This is a genomic window from Rhizobium sp. HT1-10 (genome assembly GCF_049472505.1).
Classification (GTDB): Bacteria; Pseudomonadota; Alphaproteobacteria; order Rhizobiales; family Rhizobiaceae; genus Rhizobium.
In genome coordinates, this window is record NZ_JBCEBQ010000002.1 from 627,066 (window position 1) to 649,710 (window position 22,645).

At 62.3% G+C, this 22,645-nt stretch carries 22 protein-coding genes; 1 reads left to right on the plus strand and 21 read right to left on the minus strand.

What is annotated here, in order from left to right:
- Positions 1-28: 28 nt before the first annotated feature.
- From VH564_RS08075 to VH564_RS08100, 6 genes are all read right to left on the minus strand, one after another.
- Complete coding sequence (locus VH564_RS08075) at positions 29-454, minus strand: DUF6691 family protein (RefSeq protein WP_423339287.1); 426 nt, start codon at positions 452-454, stop codon at positions 29-31.
- Positions 451-861: a YeeE/YedE family protein gene (locus tag VH564_RS08080; RefSeq protein WP_423339288.1), complete on the minus strand. Its 411-nt coding sequence runs from the start codon at positions 859-861 to the stop codon at positions 451-453. The genes VH564_RS08075 and VH564_RS08080 overlap by 4 nt, the downstream gene beginning before the upstream one ends.
- The gene (bigR, locus tag VH564_RS08085; protein WP_423339289.1) at positions 858-1,202 is read right to left on the minus strand and encodes a sulfite-sensing transcriptional repressor BigR; all 345 of its coding nucleotides are present in this window, start codon (positions 1,200-1,202) and stop codon (positions 858-860) included. The genes VH564_RS08080 and bigR overlap by 4 nt, the downstream gene beginning before the upstream one ends.
- Positions 1,199-2,497, minus strand: coding sequence for a bifunctional sulfur transferase/dioxygenase Blh (gene blh / locus VH564_RS08090; RefSeq protein ID WP_423339290.1), 1,299 nt, complete (start codon positions 2,495-2,497; stop codon positions 1,199-1,201). Before blh ends, bigR begins: the two co-directional genes overlap by 4 nt.
- A gap of 157 nt (positions 2,498-2,654) precedes the next feature.
- On the minus strand, positions 2,655-4,739 hold the full coding sequence (locus VH564_RS08095) for a carboxy terminal-processing peptidase (RefSeq protein WP_423339291.1): 2,085 nt from the start codon (positions 4,737-4,739) through the stop codon (positions 2,655-2,657).
- 252 nt (positions 4,740-4,991) lie between these two features.
- Positions 4,992-5,702: a tellurite resistance TerB family protein gene (locus VH564_RS08100; RefSeq protein ID WP_423339292.1), complete on the minus strand. Its 711-nt coding sequence runs from the start codon at positions 5,700-5,702 to the stop codon at positions 4,992-4,994.
- Positions 5,703-5,882: 180 nt separating this feature from the next.
- Here VH564_RS08100 and VH564_RS08105 point away from each other — a divergent pair, with 180 nt between their 5' ends.
- The gene (locus VH564_RS08105) at positions 5,883-6,782 is read left to right on the plus strand and encodes a bestrophin family protein (RefSeq protein ID WP_423339293.1); all 900 of its coding nucleotides are present in this window, start codon (positions 5,883-5,885) and stop codon (positions 6,780-6,782) included.
- Positions 6,783-6,828: 46 nt separating this feature from the next.
- Here VH564_RS08105 and VH564_RS08110 read toward each other — a convergent pair whose 3' ends face one another.
- The 15 genes from VH564_RS08110 to VH564_RS08180 all read right to left on the minus strand — a co-directional run bounded on the left by VH564_RS08110 (position 6,829) and on the right by VH564_RS08180 (position 22,267).
- Complete coding sequence (locus VH564_RS08110; RefSeq protein ID WP_423339294.1) at positions 6,829-7,590, minus strand: amino acid ABC transporter ATP-binding protein; 762 nt, start codon at positions 7,588-7,590, stop codon at positions 6,829-6,831.
- Positions 7,587-8,267, minus strand: coding sequence for an amino acid ABC transporter permease (locus tag VH564_RS08115; protein WP_423339295.1), 681 nt, complete (start codon positions 8,265-8,267; stop codon positions 7,587-7,589). The genes VH564_RS08110 and VH564_RS08115 overlap by 4 nt, the downstream gene beginning before the upstream one ends.
- Positions 8,268-8,369: 102 nt before the next feature.
- Positions 8,370-9,143 carry an amino acid ABC transporter substrate-binding protein gene (locus VH564_RS08120; RefSeq protein ID WP_423339296.1) on the minus strand — a complete coding sequence of 258 codons (774 nt, stop codon included), beginning with the start codon at positions 9,141-9,143 and terminating at the stop codon, positions 8,370-8,372.
- A gap of 272 nt (positions 9,144-9,415) precedes the next feature.
- Positions 9,416-10,930, minus strand: coding sequence for an aldehyde dehydrogenase family protein (locus VH564_RS08125; RefSeq protein WP_423339297.1), 1,515 nt, complete (start codon positions 10,928-10,930; stop codon positions 9,416-9,418).
- Positions 10,927-11,445: a (2Fe-2S)-binding protein gene (locus VH564_RS08130; RefSeq protein WP_423339298.1), complete on the minus strand. Its 519-nt coding sequence runs from the start codon at positions 11,443-11,445 to the stop codon at positions 10,927-10,929. The genes VH564_RS08125 and VH564_RS08130 overlap by 4 nt, the downstream gene beginning before the upstream one ends.
- Positions 11,442-14,588, minus strand: coding sequence for a molybdopterin cofactor-binding domain-containing protein (locus VH564_RS08135; protein ID WP_423339299.1), 3,147 nt, complete (start codon positions 14,586-14,588; stop codon positions 11,442-11,444). The genes VH564_RS08130 and VH564_RS08135 overlap by 4 nt, the downstream gene beginning before the upstream one ends.
- Before the next feature lie 2 nt (positions 14,589-14,590).
- Positions 14,591-15,460 (minus strand): aromatic ring-hydroxylating dioxygenase subunit alpha, encoded by an 870-nt coding sequence (locus VH564_RS08140; RefSeq protein ID WP_423339300.1) that lies wholly within the window; start codon positions 15,458-15,460, stop codon positions 14,591-14,593.
- Between the two features lie 9 nt (positions 15,461-15,469).
- Complete coding sequence (locus tag VH564_RS08145) at positions 15,470-16,852, minus strand: amidohydrolase family protein (RefSeq protein ID WP_423339301.1); 1,383 nt, start codon at positions 16,850-16,852, stop codon at positions 15,470-15,472.
- 36 nt (positions 16,853-16,888) lie between these two features.
- A complete protein-coding gene (locus VH564_RS08150; RefSeq protein ID WP_423339302.1) occupies positions 16,889-18,448 on the minus strand; it encodes a GMC family oxidoreductase in 1,560 nt (519 codons plus the stop codon).
- Between the two features lie 17 nt (positions 18,449-18,465).
- Positions 18,466-19,074 (minus strand): thiamine pyrophosphate-dependent enzyme, encoded by a 609-nt coding sequence (locus VH564_RS08155; RefSeq protein WP_423339303.1) that lies wholly within the window; start codon positions 19,072-19,074, stop codon positions 18,466-18,468.
- On the minus strand, positions 19,071-19,571 hold the full coding sequence (locus VH564_RS08160) for a thiamine pyrophosphate-binding protein (RefSeq protein WP_423339304.1): 501 nt from the start codon (positions 19,569-19,571) through the stop codon (positions 19,071-19,073). The genes VH564_RS08155 and VH564_RS08160 overlap by 4 nt, the downstream gene beginning before the upstream one ends.
- Before the next feature lie 94 nt (positions 19,572-19,665).
- Positions 19,666-20,598: a LysR family transcriptional regulator gene (locus VH564_RS08165; RefSeq protein ID WP_423339305.1), complete on the minus strand. Its 933-nt coding sequence runs from the start codon at positions 20,596-20,598 to the stop codon at positions 19,666-19,668.
- Positions 20,599-20,692: 94 nt separating this feature from the next.
- Positions 20,693-21,325, minus strand: a complete 633-nt coding sequence (locus VH564_RS08170; protein WP_423339306.1) for a glutathione S-transferase family protein — start codon at positions 21,323-21,325, stop codon at positions 20,693-20,695.
- Positions 21,325-21,987: a Rieske 2Fe-2S domain-containing protein gene (locus tag VH564_RS08175; RefSeq protein WP_423339307.1), complete on the minus strand. Its 663-nt coding sequence runs from the start codon at positions 21,985-21,987 to the stop codon at positions 21,325-21,327. Before VH564_RS08175 ends, VH564_RS08170 begins: the two co-directional genes overlap by 1 nt.
- A 13-nt stretch (positions 21,988-22,000) precedes the next feature.
- The gene (locus tag VH564_RS08180) at positions 22,001-22,267 is read right to left on the minus strand and encodes a hypothetical protein (RefSeq protein ID WP_423339308.1); all 267 of its coding nucleotides are present in this window, start codon (positions 22,265-22,267) and stop codon (positions 22,001-22,003) included.
- Between the last annotated feature and the right edge of the window lie 378 nt (positions 22,268-22,645).

Genomic DNA, 22,645 nt, shown 5'->3' on the forward strand with positions numbered 1-22,645 from the left:
GGCGAAACAAATCACCGTCTCACCCATTTTACTTACCCAATAGACGGTCGTAAGCCAGCATGCCGACCAGCATTGCGCCAACGAAAATCAAGGGGCTCGTCATCCCCATGGACAGGGAGGCGAGGGCGGGACCGGGGCAGAAACCGCCGAGCCCCCAGCCGATGCCGAAGAGGGCTGAGCCGAGGACAAGAGGCACATCGATCCTGCGGTTTGTCGGCAGGTGGAAGCGATCATCCAACACGGGGTGCGGCAGGCGGTGCATGATCCGCACGCCAAGCAGTGCGACGATGACAGCTCCACCAAGGACGAAGGCAAGGCTTGGATCCCAGGCGCCGAAGATATCCAGAAATGCATGAACCCGCGCCGGGTTCAGCATACCTGACAGCGAGAGCCCGAAACCGAAGACGGCACCGGACGCCAAGGCTGTGGCGATCCGCCAAGGAACCCGGCTCATTGCCCGATTGCCTTCAGGATCACGACGGCGAGCACAGCGGAGGTCATAAATGTCGCGACAGCGACCATGGAGCGCGGCGACAGCCGGGCAAGACCGAGGATGCCATGCCCGCTCGTACAACCGGACCCCATGCGCGAACCGAAACCGACGAGAAGCCCGGCAACGATCAGGAGCGGCCACCCGACCGTTACTTCGATCAGGGGCCAGCCGCCAAACAAAATCAGGTAAATGACAGGTCCGAGCGTCAGCCCGAGCACGAAGGCAAGGTTTGTCGCCAGGCCGATGCCGCCGAGAAGACCCCCGACGATCCCGCTGACGCCAGCAATACGACCGTTCAAAAGCAGCAGCATCACAGCCGCAAGGCCGATCAGCATTCCGCCGAGAAGTGCCGGGAGATATTGAATCATCGAGCGTCCTCGCTCTTGCAGAAGATGGTGTAGAGGGCGCCTATGAGTTGTTCGACCTTGTCCTCGGCCAGCCGGTAGAAGATCTGCTTGCCGTCCCTGCGGGTGGCGACGATCATGGCGTCGCGCAACACCGTCAGTTGCTGCGAGAGGTGCGGCTGGTGCAGGTCCACCTTCTCTTCCAACTGACCCACCGAATGCTCCCCCTCCACCAGTGTGCAGACGATCATCAGCCGCGCGGGATGGGCGAGCGTCTTGAGAAGGCTTGCCACCTCCGTCGCGCGAGCCGCCATGTCGCGCGGCGTCATCGTCGTTGTCTCCGACTTCGTCTCATCCGCGCTCATGTCCACGAACCTCCGCCGAGGGCATTGAGCGGGTATTTGAGATAACGCTTCCCATCGCTCTCAGGCTCGGGCAGACGCCCACCCTGCACATTGACCTGCAAGGCGTGCAGGATCAGCTTGGGCATGGGGAGCATTTTGTCGCGGGCGGTGCGCAGCGCGACGAACTCCTCTTCGGTCACGCCAGCGATGTGGATGTTGCTCGCCTTCTGTTCGGCGACAGTGCTCTCCCAACGGGGTGTGCGCCCGCCGGCCTGGTAATCGTGGCCGGTGAACAGCCGCGTCTCGTCTGGAAGCGCCAGAATATCCCTGATCGATCGCCAAAGGAGATGGGGATCGCCGCCAGGGAAATCCGTTCGCGCGGTGCCGCTGTCCGGCATGAAAAGCGTGTCGTGAATGAAGGCCGCGTCGCCGATGAGGTAAGTGACGGACGCAAGCGTATGGCCCGGCGCGAGCATGACCTTCGCTTCGAGAGAACCGATCTTGAAGGTCTCGTTGGCTGAGAAGAGCCTGTCCCATTGCGAGCCGTCAGTCGCAAGCTCCGGCCAGTTGTAGATCTCTTTCCACAGGCGCTGGACCTTGACCACTTTTTCGCCAATGGCTGTCGGTGCACCTGTTTTCTGTTTCAAATAGTGCGCAGCGGAGAAATGATCGGCATGCGGATGGGTGTCGAGGATCCAGGCGACGGTCAGCCTGTTGTCCCGGATGTAGTCGAGCAGCATATCGGCGTTTAGCGATGCCGTTGCCCCTGCCCGCTCGTCGAAATCGAAAACCGGATCGATGATGGCGCATTGGCCGGTCTCGGGGTCCGATACCACGTACTGGATGCTGGAGGTGCGGGCGTCGAAAAAGCCCTTCACGACCGCGCGACGCGAAAAGTGGGTCGCAAGCCAGCGGGACGCTGCGGCAAGGTCGATGCCGTGCCGCAAGCCAAATGCAATCACCTCGCCGGGTTCCATGCGGCCATCCAGAACCTCGCCAATCGCATGGAGAAGCAGTGCCCGCATTCCCGATTTGCAGTGGGCGATAACGGGGCCGTCGGATTGTTCGATGGATCGCTGGAAAGCCCGGACATCCGCCTCGGTCAGGGTCGCAACGGTCACGGGGATAAAGGCGTAGCCGAGCTTCGCCTGCCCGGCTGCCGCCGCCTCGGCATTTGTTCCAGGCTGCGATGGCTCTTCGCCGTCTGGTCTGGCGTTGATCACGGTTGTGAAGCCAAGATCGGCCAACGCTTGAAAATCGACGGCTTTCGGCTGCGCCATCACCGACAGTCTGTTGCTGATCTTCGTTATCGACACGGGCTCGCCTCATCTTTGCAATATACAGTTATATATAATGTATATTGTTAGAGAGTCAAGCGGTGTGCAGATAGCGTTAAGCCGGGCGCTGATGGCCCGGCTTATATTCTCACTCATGACACCTACCGCACGGCAACCTCGGCCGGGCGATGGCGGTCTATTTCTGCATGGGCGGCTGCAGTGCGGCCTGATCGGCGACCACGGCGGACGCTTCATTCAGAAGAACGTCCTTGGCGTTCTTGCGGGCATTTTCAATCGCAAGATCAGCGCTGAGGCTACGCTCGTTGGCCTGCAGGCCATCGTCCTGGCCGGGGTCGACGCCGTCATTGATCTGCTCGCGCGACTTGGAGCGTTTGACCTGCGCCTCGAGCTCCTTGCGGCGCTCGCTTTCGTTCAGCGACAAAGTCCCCTTCTCGCGTTGCGCCTTCAGCTCGTTGATATCCTCGAGCAGGCGCTGGAAGTCGCGATCGTCCTTTGTGCGCGCCTCATGGCGCTTCTGCAGCTCCGGCAGCACCGCCGCGATATCGCCTTCCGTCTTGTAGTTGGCCGGCTTGATCTGCGTCCAGGGGAGCGCATTGTCATAGCTTGCCTCGCCAAAGGTCTTCGGGTCCGACAGGGTTGGCAAGGCCACATCCGGCGTCACGCCGCGCAGCTGCGTCGTTCCGCCGTTGACGCGGAAGAACTGGGCGATCGTCAGTTTCAGTTCGCCGAACTTCGGCTTGGCATTATGGGCAACCTGGTCGAGATTGATCACCGTCTGTACGGTGCCCTTGCCGAAACTGGGTTCGCCGATGATCACGCCGCGTCCGTAATCCTGGATCGCCGCGGCAAAGATTTCGGAGGCCGAGGCAGAGCCGCGATTGATCAGCACGCCCACAGGACCGGTCCAGGCCGGTGCCGGAAGATCGTCGCTCTCGACGGCAACCTTGCCACCGGCGTCGCGTTGCTGGACGACCGGACCCTTGCCGATGAACAGGCCCGTGAGGTCGATGGCCTCAGCCAGCGAGCCGCCGCCATTGTTGCGCAAGTCGATCAGGATGCCGTCCGCATTGTCCTGCTTCAGCTCGGTGATAAGCTTGGCGACGTCGCGGCTGGCGCTCCGGTAGTCCTTGTCGCCCTTCCGACGCGCCTCGAAGTCCTCGTAGAATGCCGGCAGGGTGATCACGCCGACCTTGCGGGTCGTCTCGCCATCCTTGACGGAAAGCAGCGTTTTCCTGGCAGCCTGCTTTTCCAGGCTGATCTTGTCGCGGGTAAGGCTGATGACATGATGGCCACCATCGGCACCGACCTCCGCCGGCAGAATGTCCAGCCGGACGATCGAATCCTTTGCGCCGCGAATCATCTGGACGATCTCGTCGAGCCGCGTGCCGACCACTTCCTTGATGGGACCGTCAGCGCCCTGCCCGACACCGACAATGCGATCGCCGACCGCAAGCTTGCCGGACAATTGCGCCGGTCCGCCCGGAACCAGTTCGCGGATCGTCGTGTAGTCGTCGCGCTCCTGCAGCACCGCGCCGATGCCGACGAGCGAGAGCTTCATCGAAATGTCGAACTCGGCCGAAGCCGTCGCGCCGAAATAGTCGGTGTGGGGGTCGATCGAGGTCGTGTAGGCGTCCATGAACGACTGGAACACGTCCTCGCTCTTGTATTTATAGGCGCGATCCAGCGAGTTCTGGTAGCGCTTGTCGAGCGTGTCGCGAATGGCGTCATCCGCCTTGCCGGCCAGCTTCAGGCGCAACCAATCGGCCTTGACGCGCTTGCGCCAGAGGTCGTCGATCTCGGCCTCGGTTTGCGGCCAGGGCGCCTTGTCGCGCAGGAAGGAATAGCTTTCCTCGGTGTTGAAATCGAAGCCCTTCTTCAGAAGTTCGCGCGCATAGGTCATGCGGTCGACAACGCGCTGCTCATAGAGATTGAACATCGAGAAAGGCAGGCGCAGATCTTCCCGGCTGATCGCATCGTCGATCTTGGTGTTGTCGGCGTTGAACTTGTCGATATCCGCTTGCAGAAACAGCATCCGGTCCGGATCGAGCGACTTGATGAAGCGGTCCATGATCTTGACCGACAGGGCGTCATCAAGCGGGACCGGCTTGTAGCCGAATCGGCTAAGAAACTGCGAACTCAGATGTGCGGCTTGTCCCTGCTGGGGCAGCGGCGCCAGGACGGGCAGCGGTCCCGTTTCCAAGGCATGAGCTGAAGTTGCAATGGCCAGAAAAACGCCAAGAAAACCATAAAGTCTACGCATTCAGCTTTGATCCAATTTCTGTGTCGGGCGCCGCGGTTCAGCGTTGGTGGAACAATTTTGCTCTTTTGGCAACAACTCCACGCGCAGAGGCTCTTTCAGACCTGCATATTCCCTACGCAGCGTTGTTACACATCAACAATGCGCGAGCGGTATTGGGCTTGCCGGTTCGCAGAGGCCGCTCTGTTCGAACGGCCGTCGGCACAGTGCGTCGACGCACTTCGACCGCACGTCAACGCCAACTTTCTCCCGCGATCAGACCTGCGTGCCGGTCTTGCTCTGCGCAACCATGGCTTCGATGTGGTCGACGAGATCATCGGCAAGTCCCAGGCGGCCCGCCAGAAGGTCGAGATAACCGCGCTCGGCCCGCGAATCAGGCTCGATCGTCAGCCGCGACGCGGTGTAGAGTTCGACCTTCTGCTCTTCCGTTACGGCCGCCGCAATGATTGCGTCGAGGTCGGTCGGCGCGGTCAGCTCGCCGTTGATAAAGGTCGCCGCTTCGCCCGTCACATCGGCTGCCGCGATCTTGTCCATGATCAGTTTGCGTTCGGTCTCGTCGATATGGCCGTCGGCCTTGGCTGCCGCGATCATGGCGCGGATGAGCACGAGGACGAATTCATTGCTATTGGCGCCTGACGAGGGCGAGAAGGGCGAATTTTCCGGTGGGGGGAGCGCCGGCTGGGGCGCTTGCGAGGATATGTCTGAAGGTGCGGAGCCGGCCTGGTAGTTCTTGTAGGCCTGGTAGCCGAGCCCGGCGATGGCTGCGAGCCCGCCGACGGCCAGACCTTTTCCGGCGATGCTGCGGCCGGTTTTCGTCCCCAGCAGGGCGCCGACGATGGCGGTCGCTGCAAGGGGATTGTCGCGGGCCTTGCCGACGGCCTCTCCGGCCCGGTCGCGCACCGTACCGCCAAGCCCCGGCACTTGCGAGGTGAGGAACTGATCGAGAAGCTTTTTGGCATCAAACATTCGCAGGGTCTCCCTATTGATCGTTCTTAGATAGGTAAGGGTTGTGCCAATGCAAAGGCCATCGGCCCGGGGTCGTCGGCCCACTTTGTCAGCCACGAACAGAAAGGCGCCACCTTTGCGGTCTATTTGCTGCAGTGCACCATCATCTATGTAATTGAATGTCCTGCTGAAGGAACGCCCATGGTCCTGCCCCAATCAGCGCGTCTGCACCGAATGCTCGGCTATATCGGGTGGCCGCTCGCCCTGTTGTTCATCTGGGATATCGTCGTCACCCTGGCCTATGTCTACCTGCCACATCCGGGGCTCGACCTGCCCTCGCTACCGATGAGCCTGCTCGGTTCGGCGCTCGCTCTGTTTCTCGGGTTTCGCAACAACAATGCCTATAATCGCTGGTGGGAAGCCCGCACGCTATGGGGCGCCATGGTGAATGCGTCCCGTTCCTACGGGCGCGAGGTTTTTCACCTGATCGACACGCTCCCCGAAAGCACCGATCTGCGCCACGACCTGGTGCGGCGACAGATTGCCTATGTGAATGCGCTGAGATGCCATCTGCGCCGGCAGCCGAACCGGGAGGAGATCCGGCCGTTTCTTTCGGAGGATGAGCTCGATGAATTGAGCACTGCCACCAACGCGCCCAACGCGATCCTCAATGAGACCGCAGCCCTGTTGGCGATGGCCCGCCGCAAAGGCTGGATCGACTCCATCCGCAGCGTCCAGATCGAAAAGGTGCTGGTCGACATGAGCAACGCCCAGGGTGGCATGGAGCGGATCAAGAACACGCCGCTGCCACGCGAATACGCCTACTATCCGACGTTGTTCGTCCACATCTTCTGCATTCTCCTGCCGATCGGGCTGGTCGACAGCTTGACGATCTATACGCCGCTTGCCTCCACCATCGTCGGCTTCATGCTGCTGGCCATGGATCGCATCGGTTCCGACCTGCAGGATCCCTTCGAGAACCGCGTACACGATGTGCCTTTGACGTCCCTTTGCCGCACGATCCAGATAGACTTGGAGCAGCTGGTTGGGAAGCAGGCGGTGACCACGCCCATCCGTCCGGTCGAGAACGTGCTCTGGTGATCGGCAGCTCGGCCGGCCCTCTGGCCAGCCGTTTTCCGCCTGCCCCTCAGATATCGTAGGTATTGGCGGCGTTGATCGTCGATATGAACTGGCGGGTGCGCTCCTGGCTCGGCGCGGTGAACAGAAGCCGGGCATCGCCGGTTTCGACGACGCTTCCGGCTTCCAGGAAGACGACATTGTTGGCGATCTTCGAGGCGAGCCTCAGATCGTGTGTGGCCATCACCATGGTCGTGCCTTCGCTGGCAAGTGCGCTCAGCACGTCGACGACCTCGGCCGCAAGCTCTGGGTCGAGCGCCGAGGTCGGCTCGTCGCAGAGAAGCACGCGCGGCGATGGCGCGAGCGCGCGGGCAATGGCGATACGCTGCTGCTGACCGCCGGAAAGGGTTGCCGGCCAGGCATCGGCCTTGGCTTCCATGCCGACCTTCTTCAACAGCTCCATGGCCTTGGCGCGGGCGCGATCCGTCGGCCATTTCAGCACCGTCACCAGACCCTCCATGACGTTTTCGATCGCGGTCTGGTGCGGGAAGAGCTGGAAGTTCTGGAAGACCATGCCCGTCTGACGCCGGATTTTCTGGATCGACTGCCAGCTGGTCTTCTGCTGCGGCACGAAGGTCAGGCTTTCGGTGCCCAGCCGGATGGCGCCCGATGTCGGAATTTCCAGGAGGTTGATGCACCGCAGCAGCGTGCTCTTGCCGCCGCCGGACGGGCCGACAAGCGCGGTGACGCTGCCTTCCGGAATGCGGATGTTGATGTTCTTGAGCACCAGGGCATCGCCGAACCGCTTTTCGATATTGGTGAGCTCGATCATGCATTGGCCTCCATCATACCGCCATAGCGCGCGAAGCGCCGCTCCAGACGAACCTGCAGCGTCGACAGAACCGAGCTGAGGGCGAGATAGATCAACGCGGCCTCGATATAGAGGATCAGCGGCTCGTAAGTGGTGGCAACGACCCGCTGCGCCGCCTGGAACAGTTCCGGCACGGTGATCGCCGCAGCCAGGGAGGTGTCCTTGACCAGCGAGATGAAGGTGTTCGACAAAGGCGGCACGGCGACGCGGGCGGCCTGCGGCAGGATCGTCCGGATCATCGCCTGGCGCCAGCTCATGCCGATCGAATAGGCCGCCTCCCACTGGCCCTTCGGCACAGAGGAGATGACGGCGCGAATGATTTCGGAGGTATAGGCGCCGATGTTGAGCGTAAAGCCGATCAAGGCTGCCGGAAAGGCATCGAGCAGGATGCCGACGCTCGGCAGCCCGTAGAAAATCACGAAGAGCTGGACGAGAAGCGGCGTACCGCGAATGATCCATACGTAGAAGCGGGCGATCGATGCCACAGGCGCCGGACCGAACAGCCGGGCAATCGCCGTGATAAGCCCGAGCACCAGCCCGAGCGCAAAGGACATCAGGGTCAGCGGTATGGTGAAGACCAGCCCGGCCCATAGAAGCGGCGCCAGTGAGTCCGCCATCAGTTGTAACCAGTGCGGCAAGGACGTCTCCTCAAAACAGACGATGCGCTCAACGAAAGATCGTTGAGCGCCCGTCCGGTCAATATAGCAGTTTCAATGTCCTGTGAACGGCGCGAGCGTCCGTTACTTGGAGACGTCCTGGCCGAAATATTTGTCGGAGATCGTCTTGTAGGTCCCGTCCGCCTTGATATCGGCCAGCGCCTTGTTGATGGCGGCCAGCAGCTCAGGCTCCTGCTTGCGGACGATGACGCCCGAATAGCTGGCGTCGTCTTCATGGGCGACGACCTTCACGGGGGCGTCCGGCTTGTGCTTCTTGAAGTCGAGGAAGGAAAGGTTGTCGTTGATCGTGGCATCGGCGCGGCGCGTCAGCACCAGCTGGATCGACTGGTCGAAGCCATCCGTGCCGACAAGCTCGGCGCCCGCCTGCTCAGCAAGCTTGCCGTAATTGCTCGTCAGCGACTGTGCCGCCTTCTTTCCCTTGAGGTCGGCGAAGCTCTTGATGCTGTCATCGTTGTCACGCACGATCAGCACGGCCTTCGAGGCGATGTAGGGATCGGAGAAGTCGTATTTCTGCTTGCGGGCGTCGGTAATGCCGACTTCGTTGATGACGCTGTCGTAGCGCTTGGCATCGAGGCCGGCGATCAGACCGTCCCACTTGCCTTCGACGAACTCAGCCTTGACCCCGAGCTTGGCGGCAATCGCCTCGGCGATCTCCACATCGAAACCCACCAGCTTGCCGCTTCCGTCATGGAATGTGAAAGGCGCATAGGTGCCTTCCGTCCCGACCTTGAAGACGCCGGACGACTTGATGGACGAAAGGTTTTCGCCAGCATGGGCGGGAAGCAGCAGCGCCGCTTGGACGAGCGCAATGGCGGCGATGGTTTTGAGCAGTGTCATGGGGGTAACAATCCGGTGTTGGTGTTCGGGGTTGGAACATCGCAGAAAGAGCCCATCAGATATGCGTCGCAAACTGCAAAGGAAATGAGCAGATGCAAATATTTTTCTCTTTATCGGGGCGTTCGTAGATGGTGCCCTCTTCCGGTTAGACAGCCGCAGGCGCTCGTCGCGTGGCCGAACGCTTGCAAGCGCCTCTTCTGAAGAGACGATCCAAAGACTGATACGAATGGTGCATGCTGTGCGGCGATAGCCAGCGGTTAACCGGCGCCAGCTTAGACGAGCGCGCAGACGGTCTTGGTTTCGAGATAGTTCTCGAGGCCCTGCGCACCATTTTCATAACCCCAGCCGGACTCCTTGTGCCCTCCCTTCGGCAGCTCTGGCGAAAAGTAGGAGTGGCAATTGATCCAGACGGTACCGGAGCGGATTTGCGTGGAAATTCGGTGGGCGCTGCTCAGATCCGAGGTCCAGAGGCTTGCGGCAAGGCCATAGGGAGAGTCATTGGCGAAGGAAAGCGCCTCCTCCACGTCATGAAACGGCGTGACCGCCACCACCGGTCCGAAGATCTCCTCGCGCATCATCCGCATGTCCTGCCGAACGTCGATGACGACGGTTGGCTGATAGAATGTCTGCAGATCGCCCATCTGGCCGCCGCCGGTGACGACCTGCGCGCCGTTGCCTCTGCCCTCGCTGACATAGCTGGCGACGCGGTCGGCCTGCTTGCGGTTGACCAACGGTCCGAGGTCGGTCTCGGGATCGAGCCCGTGGCCGAGCTTGAGCTTGGCGGCCTCAGCGGCCAAACCCTCGACCAGCCGGGCGTAGACAGAGTGATGCGCATAGACGCGCGAACCGGCGACACAGACCTGGCCGCCATTGGCAAAGATGCCGCGCGCAATGCCAGGGATGGCGAGTGCAAAGTCGGCATCCGGCATGACGATGGCCGGCGACTTGCCGCCGAGCTCGAGCGTCAGCTTCTTGAGGTTTCCGCGCGCTGCGCCGACAATCATCTTGCCCACCTCGGTCGAGCCGGTGAAGGCGACCTTGTCGACGCCGGGATGGGCGGTCAGCGCCGCGCCGACGGTTTCGCCAAATCCGGTCAGAATGTTGACGACGCCCGCAGGCAGACCCGCCTCCATCATCAGTTCGCCCAGCCGCAATGTCGTCAGCGATGTCTCCTCGGCAGGTTTCAAGACGATGGTGCAGCCGGCCGCAAGCGCCGGGGCGAGCTTCATCGCGGCCATCAGCATCGGCGAATTCCACGGCGTGATAGCGGCAACCACGCCGATCGGCTCGCGCGTGGTATAAACGAAGATCTTTTTCCCGGCCGGCTGATAGCCGATCGATGTGGGAATGGTCGTGCCGAGGATCTTTGTGGCAAAGCCCGCGTAATAGCGGAACTGCTCTGCGGAAGCGGGTATTTCGCCAAAGCGCCCGGTCTTTAGCGACTTGCCTTGATCGAGTGTTTCGAGTTCGGCCAGTTCATCGACATTGGCCTCGATCAGGTCAGCGATGCGCCAGAGCAATTTGCCGCGCGCCGAGGGCGTCATGCCGCGCCATGCATCGCTCTCGAAGGCTTTCCTGGCTGCTGAGACGGCCACATCCACATCCGCCGCATCGGCCGAGGAAAGCTCGGCCAGCACCTTTCCCGTGGCCGGGTCGCAGGTGGTGAATGTGGCGCCCGATGCGGCGTCGACCCATTGCCCGTCAATCAGCAGCTTCTTCGCGGTCTTTGCGAGGAAGCGAAGAGTGGCTTCTTTTGTGGGCTCTGAGGATCGAATGGCGATGGTCATGGATGAGGATCTCCCGGCCCTGCGGCCAAATCGGCGGCCCGAAGCCGCTCGGATGCATTGAGCGCACCCCGAATGATAGAATGATAGCCGGTACACCGGCAGAGATTGCCTTCGAGGGCAGCAATGATGTCCGTCTCTGTGGCCGCCGGCTGCTCGATGAACAACGCCGTCAGGGCCATCACGAAACCGGGCGCGCAATAGCCGCATTGGAAGGCGTTTTCCTCGGCGAGACCGACCTTGACGAACTCGGCAATGGCGATCGCATCGACCCCTTCCGGGGTGATCACCTCGGCGTCCTGCAACTGCCAGGCCATGATGAGGCAACTATTGACCGCACGACCGTTCATCAGCACCGTGCAGGCGCCGCAGCGGCCGATGCCGCAGGCGATCTTGGTGGCTGTCAGGCCGAGCCCGTCGCGCAAGAGATCGGAAAGCCTCGTTTCCGCCGACACATCAAGATCTCTAGCTTCGCCGTTGAGCCGGAAACGCAATAGCATGGTGTCCGCCCTGTTCATGCCATCCTCCCGATCGCATCGAGAATATCTTCCGGCGAGAATGGAAGGCTCAAGGGTCGATGGCCAATCGCGTCGGCGACGGCGTTGGCGATCGCCGGCGTAATGGCGCCGATGCCGAGTTCGCCTGCTCCGCGTGGTCCGAGCTCATCTCCGGCATCGAGGCCCTCGAGAGCATAGACAGAGATGGTCTCGGCGCTGTCCCTGATCCCCGGAAGCATATAGGTGTCGAAATTGCCGGTGACATAGGCGCCGTCGTGCATGATCGCATCCTCGGTCAGAGTGAAGCCAAGCCCTTGGATGGCGCCCCCCTCCATCTGGCCGAGATAGGCGGCGACATCGATCACGGGGCCTGCCGCGGTGTGCTGGCTTATCTCCAGCACCCTGACCGCGCCGGTGATCCTGTTGACGGCCACACGGGCAAGGCATGCGCCGTAGGCAAAAATGTAGCGCGCGTTGCCAGCTGTATAATCCGTTTTCGGGAAGTCGAAGTTGACGGTCGCGGAGGGCAACGCGTCCGGCGCCAGCCCATGGGCCAGATCGCGGAAGCTCAAAAGAAGATCGCCGCTGTTGCTGCCGGCTTCGGCAAAGCCCCCTGGCGCCAGTTTCAGGCTGCCGGCGGGCCGTCCGGTCTGGCGTGCGGCGGCATCCAGCAGCTTCGGCGTGAGCAACGCGCCTGCGGACTTCGCCACCTGCCAGACGACATAGCCGCCACGCGATGCCGTGGTTGAGCCGGAATCGGGCGTTCGTCCGGTATCGCTGGTCACCGGCCGAACGTCGTCGCGCGAACAGCCAAGCCGGTCGGCAACGGCAGCCTTGATGGAAGTCCACAGCCCCTGCCCCATCTCGTCGAGCCCATAGGCCGCCTCGATGAAGCCATCGCTGGAGAGAGAAAGCCTGCCACCCGCCGGGTCCGGCACCAGCGACCCGAGACCATTGCCCTGATAGTTCAGCGCCATCCCGACGCCGATGACTTCCGCAGGGTCGGTATCAACCGCACCCTCCCAGAGGGGGCTCGCGGCAGCGGCATCGAGCATCTCGGAAAGCCTTTCCGATGAGGATACCGTCTGGCCGAGATAGCCGGGCGAACCGACACTGCGCAGATTACGGCGCCGGATGTCGACCGGCGTCAGGCCGCACAGGTCCGCCAGGAGGTCCATCTGGCACTCGATGGCGTAGGTCATCTGGTTGGCGCCGAAACCGCGGAAGGCGCCGCAGACGCCGTTGTTGGTGTAAGCGAGGCAACCGCGCGTCTCGACGTTGTCGACGGCGTAGGGGCCGGCGGCATGTTCGAGCGCGGTTTCCAGGACGCCGGGGCCGAGCGATGCATAGGCGCCGGCATCGGCGATCACGTCGACCTCCTGGGCGAGCAACCGGCCGTCGGCGTCACAGCCGGTGCGCATCCGGATGGTCATGGGGTTGCGCTTGATACCCGCCTGGACGGACTCGGCACGCGACAGCTGGATGCGGACCGGCCGGCCCGATTTGAGCGCCAGCAGGGCGAGCGCCGGCTGTACCGTCAGCTCGTCCTTGCCGCCGAAGGCGCCACCTGTCGGACTGGTGACCACCCGGATCGATGCCTCGGGACGGCCGAGAATGCGCGACAGTTGTTCCCGGTCACGGGCGCCGTGCTGTCCACCCGCGAAGACAGAAAGTATCCCATCCGGCTCGACCTCGGCATAACCACCCTCGGTTTCCATGAAGCCGTGCATCTGGCGGGGTGTGGTGTAGGTGCGCTGGACCACATGGGCCGCCTCTGTAAATCCTCGAACGACATCGCCGCGCGAAAAATGCAGGACACGCTGCAGATTGCCGCCGGTATGCACGGCAGCGGCGTTCTCCTCCAGGGCCGCCGTCGGGTCGGTCACGAAAGGAAGCGGCGCATAGTCTACCTTGATCAGCCGAAGAGCTGCCTCCGCTGTTTCCTCGTCGACGGCGGCCACCGCTGCAACCGCATCGCCGCGATAACGCACCTTGTCGAAGCACAGCGCCGGCTGGTCCTGCACGACGATGCCGAAAGCATTGATGCCATGGATGTCGCGATGCGTGACGACGGCCGCGACACCCGGCAAAGCCTCCGCCTCGCGCGTGTCGATCGATACTATCCGGGCATGCCCTATCCCGGCTCTCAATATGCGTCCTACCAGCATCCCCGGTGCGCGTCGGTCGGTCAGATAGGCCAACTGGCCGGAGATCTTGGGCTCCATATCCGGACGGATATGCCAGCGCTTGGCCTGGTCCTGTCGACCCAAGCGAATCTCCGCTTGGAGAGGCGGGGTCTTTGACCACACCACGGCACGCCGCCTTGTAGCCTTGCCTGCAGGGCCAAGGCCGTGAACCAGGGCATTGGCGGCGGCCATCCGGCGATAACGGCCGGAGCGAAAGGCATCATCGGGAGCGGCGATTTCGGCGAGCAACTGCGCGTGCAACGAGGCCCAATCGACGTCCGCCCAGCTTGCCCCCATCAGGCTGGCTTCGCTCAAAGTGAGGCGGGCCGGCGGCACGGCACCACCGCCAACGGTCAGACGAAGGTGTCGGATAATTCCGTCTTCCAAAGCCACGACACCCGCAACGCCGATGACACTCGGCGTAAAGGCTGCGCGCAGCCCGATCTTCCGGGCGGTCCAGCGAAAGTATGGACCGGTGTCGGGCAAGATGATCGCGGTGATGATCTCATGCTGGTCGGCTGTCCGCGATAGCCAATTGCCCAGGCTTTCCAAAGTGGTCCCGTCCGGGCGGACAACTTCCAGTTCCGCGTCGAGAGCCAGCAATGCCGGCAGCAGGCAGCCGTTGCGACCGGCTATATTGCCGCCGATCGTGCCGATATTGCGCACAGCAGGGCCCGCCACTGTCGTTGCAGACGCGGCGAGAAGCGGCAGCCGCTCGGCAACGACGGGGTTCCTGCACAGCTCCGCCAGTGGCACGAGCGCACCGATGCGCACGCTGCTTGCCCCATGGGATATCGCTGCCATTCCGGCAATCCGCCCCAGATTGACCAGCGTCTTCGGTTTGGAAACGCCCCTTGCCCACTCCAGCTGCAGCGCTGTGCCACCGGCAACCAGACGCGCCTCCTCATGATCCCGCCTCACCCGCAGAGCATCCTCCACCGACGATGGGTGAACCACGGAGAAGGCGCTGGTCTTCATCGTCAACCTGCTCCCATGGTGGTGCCGTAGCGGACGCCCTTTTCCTTCAGCCAGCGGCGGTAGGCGACGGAGGAGCTGTCGGCGCGGGTCGGTATTTCCTGGCGCGGCTCCAGCGGCAGAAGCAGCGGACGCTGGTTTTCGACGACGATCCGGTCCTGAAGAAAGATGATCTGCTCGAAATGCAGGAGGGCCGTGTGGCTGGACGCGTTGTCGACCAGATACATGACGGGCTGGGCCCGGCAGAGCCCCTCCTCCATCGGCTGTATGAACAGCGCGATGGCATCGAGCCTATCGGGCGCCGTCGGGCATACCCGGTACAGCATGACGGAGAAAGGCGTCGGCACCCTGTAGGTCAGATGCACGAAGGCGCCTTCGCTTTCCGTTGCAGCGATGCGCGGCTGGAAGAAGGTACAGTTCGTCGCCCAGACCTCATCGACGTCGCGCCGGATTTCGCTGAGGTAGCCCGGCACTTCCGTATGGGGTTCGGAGCCGAGAATGTCGGTGTGAATGAAGGGAAAGTGCGCCATGTCGAGGAAGTTTTCGACAACGCGCAGGCCGGAGGCCCGCATGGTCACCCATCCGCAGGGCACAAAGCGTCGATCCGCTTCATCCGCTTCCGATATCTCGAATATGTCCTTGTTGGGATGGCCGAGCGTCGTCCAGACGCAGCCATATTTCTCCCGCGCCGGCAATGGGGCGCCAGAGGCAATGCCGGAGTTGATCTCACGGATGACGGCATCGCCAGCCGGACCTCTTGACAGTTCGATGTCCTGACCGAGCAACTTCGTTCGCACCGTCGCCTGGCCAAGGTCAGCCGCAGTCTCCACGGCGTACCATTCGTCCAGTGCTGCCCTGTCGGATGTCTTTGCCATGGCCAATCCTCAGTTCGTCTTGGTCCATTGGGCGGTGCCGCCAGCATTCTCCGCGAGCCACGCGGCGCGGCGCGCGAAATGCGGTGGCGCGATCCGGTGTATCTCCGCGATGATCTCCTTCATGTCTCCAGTCTTCAGCACCCCGTCCTCGACGAGGATCTTGCCGTCTACCATCGTCATCGTGACATCGCCGCCGCGAACGGCGTGGACGAGATTGTGCTGCAGGTTGAAATAAGGCCCTTCGCCGAAGACAGGCGTCATGCGCGGGGTATCGGTGCGAACCGCAATCAGGTCGGCACGCTTGCCGACTTCGAGCGAGCCAACTTCATGATCGAGACCAATGGCCTTGGCGCCGATTATCGTCGCCATCCGCAACACGTCCCAACTGTCCATGGCCGCAGCATCGAGGTCCTTCAGCTTGCCGAGCAATGAGGCGACCTTCATCTCCTCGAACATGTCGAAATTGTTGTTCTCCTTTTCACCATCCGTGCCGATACCGACGGGTACCCCGGCCGCCAGCATCTCGCCAACCAGCGCGATGCCGCTGGCAAGCTTCATGTTGCTTACGGGGTTGTGGGCGATGGAGACGTTATATTTGGAGATCAGTTCGACTTCGCCGGAATCGAGCCAAACGCCGTGGGCGATCATCGTCCGCGGCGCCTCGAAGAAGCCGAGTTCCTCCAGCGCGAACATCGGCCGCTTGCCGTAACGCCGGTCGAATTCCGCGAGCTCGATCTCGGCCTCGCTGCAATGGGTATGGAAGCCCGTGCCATGTTTCTTGGCCAGCGCAATGGCCCGCTGCTGCCCGGGCTCGTCGGCGTAAAAGAGGTGTTCGAGCCCGACCCAGACATTGATGCGGCCATTCGCCTTGCGATGCAAGGTCTCGATCATCGCTTCATTCATGTCGAGCGTATCGAAGTAATTATACTCCTCGTGCTCGCCGACATAGGGAACGGCGACCAGGCGGTTGCCGATGGCGGAAGCGGCCTTTGCGCTACCTTCCATGAACCGCCACATGTCGACGATCGTGGTCGTTCCACCCAGCACCGATTCCGCATAACACAGCCACGACGCCGCTTCTGCCTCATGCGGCTGCAACATGCGGTGCATGGGATTGATGTGGAGTGTCAGCCAGTCCCAGACCGGCAGATGTTCCGCCGTGCCGCGCAGGAAGCCGGAATGCGCATGGGCATTGATAAGACCCGGCATCAGAACTGCGTTGGCTATCTTCTTGACCGGCACACTCGGATGCGCCTCGACCAAGGTCGCCAGTGGCGCCACCGCCTCTATCCGGCCCGCCTCGATCAGAACTGCGCCGTTCGTCACCACGCGGTTTGCGGCATCCATCGTCAGGAGGTAGTCGCCGGCGACGATCTGCTTTTCAGTTGCCATGATTGCTTCCAGTTCGTTGGTTTCGCGCTGCCTGCATCATGCGGCGGCCAGCAGAAAATCAGATGCCCGCTCACCGATCATCGTCGCCGGCGCGTGGGTGTTGCAGGTGGGGATGATCGGGATGACGGATGCATCGGCGATGGTCAGGCCCTCGATGCCCCGGACCCGCAGTCTGCTATCGACAACCGCCATGTCGTCGCGGCCCATCGCGCATGTCCCGCAGACATGGAAAAAGGTCGAGCAGGCGTTTCGGATATAGGAGACAATATCTGGCCGCCGGAGTGCCGCCGCAGGCGCGGCGTAGCCGCCGAACCAGTCGGCATAGGCGGGCGTGGCGGCGAGCGCCATGATCGTCTCGACCGAGGTTACCAGCGCGTCGAGGTCGCTCGGTTCCGCGAGGTAGTTGGGCTGTATCTCGAGCGCACCGCCCGGTTCGGCGCTGAGCAGCTTCATGTAACCAATACTCTTCGAGCGCATCAGGCCGCAGCCGATGGAGAACAGGTCTCCCGACAGGTCGTAGAGTTCACGGATGCGCGGCTCGGCGCTGTTGCCCTGGACCGGAAAGGCGTGCAGGTCGGCTTGCGGCAGGCCGGCGCTCGATTTCCAGTTCATCATCGTGCCGCCGCCGTTCCCGACGGTCGGACCCAATGGCTGCTTGGCGCGGAAGACGCAGGCCTGCACCAGCGGATGATCCTGGAGATTGCGGCCGACACCGGCGAGCGCAACGCGGGTTTCTACGCCCAGCCGCGCCAGCTCGACCGGGTCGCCTATGCCCGACATCATCAGCAGGCGCGGCGTGTCGATCGCACCGAGGGCGAGGATCACCCCGGTCGTTGCTTCCGTCACCGTTGCGCGACCGTCGACCATATGCGTGACGGACACACAACGACCCCTGGCGAGGCCGAGGCGGATCGCGAGCGAGTTCGTCACGATCGTCAGCCGGTCGTTTTCGAGAACCGGCTCCAGATAGCCCTTTGCCGAGCTCCAACGCTTGCCGTTCGAAACATTGAAGTTTGCCGCCGCAGCACCTTCGTTGCTTTCGCCGTTCGGATCGTCGATGACCGGAATGCCAAGCTCTGCAGACCCATCAAGCATTGCTTCCGCGATCGCATGGAGGGACGCACAGCGCTCGATGCGCAGCGGCCCGCCGGAGCCGCGCAACGCCGTCTCTCCGTCCTCCCAGTCTTCCGAGCGCTTGAAGAAAGGCAGCACGTCCTTGAACGACCACCCTTCAGCGCCGGCTTCTTCCCATGCGTCATAGTCCATGGGATGGCCGCGATACCACATCATTGCGTTGATGCTGCTCGAGCCGCCAAGCACCTTGCCACGCGGAATGCCGATAACCCGTCCATTCACCTGTGGCGTCGGCGCGTAATCATAGCCCCAGTCATAGGCGCTCCTACCCAGCGGAACCCAGGCGGCCGGATCGTCGATCTCTGCCACGCCAAGGCTGGACGGCCCGGCCTCAATGAGGAGGACGCTTGCATCGCTGCCGTCGATCAGCCGCCGTGCCACCGCACAGCCACCCGATCCCGATCCGACGACGATATAGTCGTAAGCTCTGGCAAGCGGCCTCTGCGGAATGGCGGCGGACATCGCGGGCGATCCCTTCCTCAATTGTGCTCGCTCGGGCCCATGATGACGATGCCCTCACTGGCTTCGACGTGGCGCACGAAAATGTACTTGTCCTCGCGCCCGTCGCTGTGCTTGCGCTTGATGTCCGGCTGGACACTGCCGGCGACCTTGGCGACGACGACATAGGGAACCTCCGCGGCAAGCCCGGCGGCGCAATGGGCATCGAACTCATCCACCGTGTGTGCCGTAAAAGCGTTTTCGACGCCGCAGCCGCGCGCAATTGCGGCGATGTCGACGCGCCCGAATGCCGTGTGGGTCGGTGGGCCACCGATCGACTGGTAGCATTCGTTGTCCCAGACGACCACGAACAGGTTCTTCGGCTGCTCGTTGCCGAGCGTGGCGAGGATGCCGAGATTGAACATCATGCCGCCATCGGTATCGAGCGAAACGATCCGCCGGTGCGGCAGACCCGCAGCAAGGCCGAAGGCCTGTGGCGTGACGCAACCGAGTTGTTGCTGGAAGAGGCTCGCTTCACGCATGTGCGGTGCTGCGTTGTACCACTCGTCGACACTGCCGCCGAGCGAAAGGATGACCAGCTCATCCTTGAGGCGTGCCGCGAGGGCCTTCATGCAATCGAAGCGTTTCATCGGACGATCTCCCCGCCAAGTGCGATTGCAGAGTGATAATAGGCGGCATAGGACCACTTGTAGGCGTCCGTGATCGCCCGCTCGATGGCATCTTCTTCCCGGACGACGCGGTAGGGGATGCGCAAGGCATCGAGGACCGGTTCCATGGTGATGCCATGGGGGATCGCCCACCAGTTGTTTTCGCCGAGCTCACCGCGATAGCTCATCAGCATGACGACGGGAATGCCGGCACCGAGCCCCATGCGCGCCAGCGGCTCGACAGACGCCCTAAGCCCCGAATTCTCCATGACAAGTGCTGCGCGCTTGCCCGATAGAAAAACGCCGCCGCAGATGGCAGCCCCCTCGCCCTCGTTCGTCACCCGAATGGTACGGATGTCCGGATCGGCATCGAGCGCGGGATAGAGCTCCTTGAACAGTGAATCGGGAAGGTAGCAGACGACACTGACCCCGGCCTTTTTCAGGCCGCGTATCACAGCATCAACAGCGGATTTTTTCATGGATGCATCCTCTCTTCCGGCCAATGGTGGCAAACCGGAGATGTCCCGAATAGACCTATAATCTCACTCCTATCGGTGCGAAAAAGGCAACACCTCATGCCGCCTCCTCGTCGGATCGGTCGAGCAACTGCGCAAGCAGGCGGCCCATCGCCGACGCTGCGTCGGACATCTCCTTTTCGGATCTGGAGAGCAGCATCAGTTTGCGTGGATTGATCTTGGCGTCCTGCAGCGGGATGAACTTGAGCGAGCCGTCGGCGATCTCCTGTTCGATGCCGACACGGGTCTGCAGCACCGTTCCGAGATCGCGCTTGGCGAGATCGATCATCAGGCCGATCGAGTTGGTACGCGCCCGCGGTGCCAGATCGACGAACGACCGGCTGAACGCCTCCTCGACCCAGGCACCGAGCGTCAGGCTGGCATCGGAGAGAATGACCCGTTCCCCCGAGAGATCGAAAAGCTTCAGCTCCTTCTTCTTCGCGTGTCGGCTGTCCGGCAGCGCGAGAACCCCAAGCGGCAGCGCGATGGTCGCGATGCGGCGGATGTTGCGCGCGACGCGCACGTCGAAGACAACGGCGAGGTCGCATTCGCCGGCAGCCACCGCATCTGCCGCCTGTTGCGATCCCATGACGCGGACATCCACCGATATTTCCGGGTGCCGCTTCCAGAACTCCTGAAGCGCCTCAGGCATCAGGCCGCGCGAGACGCTTTCGATGATGGCGATGGAGACCGTGCCGCGATGCAGCCCGTTCAACTCGTTGATCTCGGTGCACGCCCGTTTCAGCTCCGACAAGCTGAGCCGGGCATGGTAAAGCATCAGTTCGCCGGCGCTTGTCAGCTTCAGGCGCTGGCGGACGCGATCAAACAGCGGCGTGCCGAGCTCTTCCTCCAACTGACGCAAAATCCGGCTGATCGACGACGGCGCGACGTTCAGCGCCTGGGCGGCCTGGCGGATAGAGCCGAGCCGCGCGACCAGTTGGAAATAATGCAGCCGTGTGGCCACCAATCCCAGGCGGAAGGGGTCCATCATGACGGGATGCCCCAGCGCGTGGCCAGGGCGGAAAGGTCGTTGAAGCCCAAGACCGCGGCTTCGAACTCGATGCAGCCAATGGTCATAGCAAACCTCAGTGATAGTCGGGAATGCCGGGCATGGTCAGGAAGCCCGGCAGCGAGCGAAAATGCCGAATCCAGCGCCGCAGGGCCGGGTATTCGCCATGGTCGATGCCAAAATCGCGGCTGAGCGCGAAGGACGGGAAAAGTGCCAGATCTGCAAGCGTCGGGCCGTCGCCCGCGAACCATTCGACGCCTTCGAAGTGCCGCAGCGTCATATGGTCGTCCATGATCCGGAAGGCCTTGCGGGCGGCTGTGCGGAGCGCGGCTTCATCGCCGGGGGTGTCGAAAAGGGCCTGCAGCCGCGCCTCGACGGCGGGACCAAGGGCCGTCTCGCAGAAACCAAGCCACGTCACCACCTCGGCGAAAGCCGTTGCATCGGCCGGCAGCCAGCGCTGCTCCTGGTCATGGGATCTGGCGAGGGAGAGCAGGACGGCGGTGGTGCCGTAAACGGTAACATCGTCCTGCCGCAGAACCGGCAGCGTGCCCAGCGGGTTGAGCGCCAGCATGGCCGGCTTGCGATGCTCCTGCCCGGGAAACATGTCGACGGCAACCGTCTGCCATTCCAGTCCGAGCATGGAAAGGAGCAGCCGGGCGCGATAGCTGTTTTCATCCAGTTCATAGCCGTAGAGGGTGATGTTTGGCATCAGGCAAACTCCGCCGCTTGCTCGAGGGCGTAACGCATCTTTTCAAGGCGGCGCGCATGATGGGCCTGCCTTTTGGCATTGTCGGCGGAGGGCGGACCAACCAGGACAACGTGCACTGCGGCTTTTGTCGCCGTGATGGCCTGTACGGCGATAAAGAGCTTGTCACCGTCGCAGGCCAGCAGCCCGGTGTCAGTGCTGATGTGCTCCAGTCCCTCCGCATCCAGGGCCTCGATGGCATCGGCTGCGGAGCAATCGACATACAGGCTTCGAACCGGCGTCGACCCGACCGCTGGCCCGATATCCGGCATGGCGGCATCCGGCGAAGCGGTCGCCCAGACGATCCCGTATTTTTCCTGCGAGACATAGGTCGGAACCTTGATCGTCGAGGGCACGTCGAGCGTCGGATGGGCCGGGATGTAGCGACACTGGCCGCCGGCATCATATTGCCAGCCGTGGTAGAGGCAGGCGATATGGTCGCCACGCACGAAGCCGAAACTCATGCGCATGCCGCGATGTGGGCAGCGATCCTCCCAGACGTGAACAACGCCGCTGTTGTCGCGCCAAACGACGATCTCGCTGCCCTCGACAACCGCGCCGGCGGACGTTGCGGCCTCGATCGAGGACGACAGTGCGACCGGCACCCACCCTGCTTCCAATTTCATATCCTGCTCCTCTTCACGCGGCTGTCTTCCGCTCGATATCCAGAATAATGCAATCATAGGGCCCAAGGCTGCAGGCCATCTCGAAGGCATCGACGAGATCGCCCTGCCCTCGCACGGAGAGGACGGCAGCCGCGCCATCGCAGGCTCCAAGATCGATCTCGAGGTCGAGCCGGTGTGCCCTGTGCAGCGCAAATTCCGTGAAGCTCTCACAGATCATCTGGCCGCGAAAGGTGAAGGTCGCAGCCTCGATCATGCTTTCTTCGCAGGATGCGCCGCCCATTTGCCCAGCACCTTGACCCTGTTCGACTGCATCAAAAACACCCGTTTTGCATATAATTTAATCACGCCTTTTGTTTGTGCATCTTAGTCATTCCGTGACGTGGAATTCAAGCGGTTTCGCAGGTCGAGATGTTGCCTTTTACGCGTCTCTCGCCGCAAGAAATTGTCTCTATTCCGAACATATGCGGTCTGACAGTCTGCTTTCTCGTCAGAGAACGAGAACGTCAGAAACGTCGGATGACGGTTATCCCGCATTTTGGCGACGTCGATCTCTGCCGCGCCGAACGCCCTGCGTTCCAATTCCGAATGCGATCGCCGTGCCAGGTGCGATGAGACCGATCTGGCATGGTTGTTGCGTCACTGCACCGAGGCTGCGCGC

What these genes read in the sequence shown, in the direction of transcription:
- VH564_RS08075 (WP_423339287.1), bottom strand. Translation starts at nt 454, where the DNA reads ATGAGCCGGGTTCCTTGGCGGATCGCCACAGCCTTGGCGTCCGGTGCC.
- VH564_RS08080 (WP_423339288.1), bottom strand. Translation starts at nt 861, where the DNA reads ATGATTCAATATCTCCCGGCACTTCTCGGCGGAATGCTGATCGGCCTT.
- bigR (WP_423339289.1), bottom strand. Translation starts at nt 1,202, where the DNA reads ATGAGCGCGGATGAGACGAAGTCGGAGACAACGACGATGACGCCGCGC.
- VH564_RS08095 (WP_423339291.1), bottom strand. Translation starts at nt 4,739, where the DNA reads ATGCGTAGACTTTATGGTTTTCTTGGCGTTTTTCTGGCCATTGCAACT.
- VH564_RS08100 (WP_423339292.1), bottom strand. Translation starts at nt 5,702, where the DNA reads ATGTTTGATGCCAAAAAGCTTCTCGATCAGTTCCTCACCTCGCAAGTG.
- VH564_RS08105 (WP_423339293.1), top strand. Translation starts at nt 5,883, where the DNA reads ATGGTCCTGCCCCAATCAGCGCGTCTGCACCGAATGCTCGGCTATATC.
- VH564_RS08110 (WP_423339294.1), bottom strand. Translation starts at nt 7,590, where the DNA reads ATGATCGAGCTCACCAATATCGAAAAGCGGTTCGGCGATGCCCTGGTG.
- VH564_RS08120 (WP_423339296.1), bottom strand. Translation starts at nt 9,143, where the DNA reads ATGACACTGCTCAAAACCATCGCCGCCATTGCGCTCGTCCAAGCGGCG.
- VH564_RS08125 (WP_423339297.1), bottom strand. Translation starts at nt 10,930, where the DNA reads ATGACCATCGCCATTCGATCCTCAGAGCCCACAAAAGAAGCCACTCTT.
- VH564_RS08130 (WP_423339298.1), bottom strand. Translation starts at nt 11,445, where the DNA reads ATGAACAGGGCGGACACCATGCTATTGCGTTTCCGGCTCAACGGCGAA.
- VH564_RS08135 (WP_423339299.1), bottom strand. Translation starts at nt 14,588, where the DNA reads ATGAAGACCAGCGCCTTCTCCGTGGTTCACCCATCGTCGGTGGAGGAT.
- VH564_RS08140 (WP_423339300.1), bottom strand. Translation starts at nt 15,460, where the DNA reads ATGGCAAAGACATCCGACAGGGCAGCACTGGACGAATGGTACGCCGTG.
- VH564_RS08145 (WP_423339301.1), bottom strand. Translation starts at nt 16,852, where the DNA reads ATGGCAACTGAAAAGCAGATCGTCGCCGGCGACTACCTCCTGACGATG.
- VH564_RS08150 (WP_423339302.1), bottom strand. Translation starts at nt 18,448, where the DNA reads ATGTCCGCCGCCATTCCGCAGAGGCCGCTTGCCAGAGCTTACGACTAT.
- VH564_RS08155 (WP_423339303.1), bottom strand. Translation starts at nt 19,074, where the DNA reads ATGAAACGCTTCGATTGCATGAAGGCCCTCGCGGCACGCCTCAAGGAT.
- VH564_RS08160 (WP_423339304.1), bottom strand. Translation starts at nt 19,571, where the DNA reads ATGAAAAAATCCGCTGTTGATGCTGTGATACGCGGCCTGAAAAAGGCC.
- VH564_RS08165 (WP_423339305.1), bottom strand. Translation starts at nt 20,598, where the DNA reads ATGATGGACCCCTTCCGCCTGGGATTGGTGGCCACACGGCTGCATTAT.
- VH564_RS08170 (WP_423339306.1), bottom strand. Translation starts at nt 21,325, where the DNA reads ATGCCAAACATCACCCTCTACGGCTATGAACTGGATGAAAACAGCTAT.
- VH564_RS08175 (WP_423339307.1), bottom strand. Translation starts at nt 21,987, where the DNA reads ATGAAATTGGAAGCAGGGTGGGTGCCGGTCGCACTGTCGTCCTCGATC.
- VH564_RS08180 (WP_423339308.1), bottom strand. Translation starts at nt 22,267, where the DNA reads ATGGGCGGCGCATCCTGCGAAGAAAGCATGATCGAGGCTGCGACCTTC.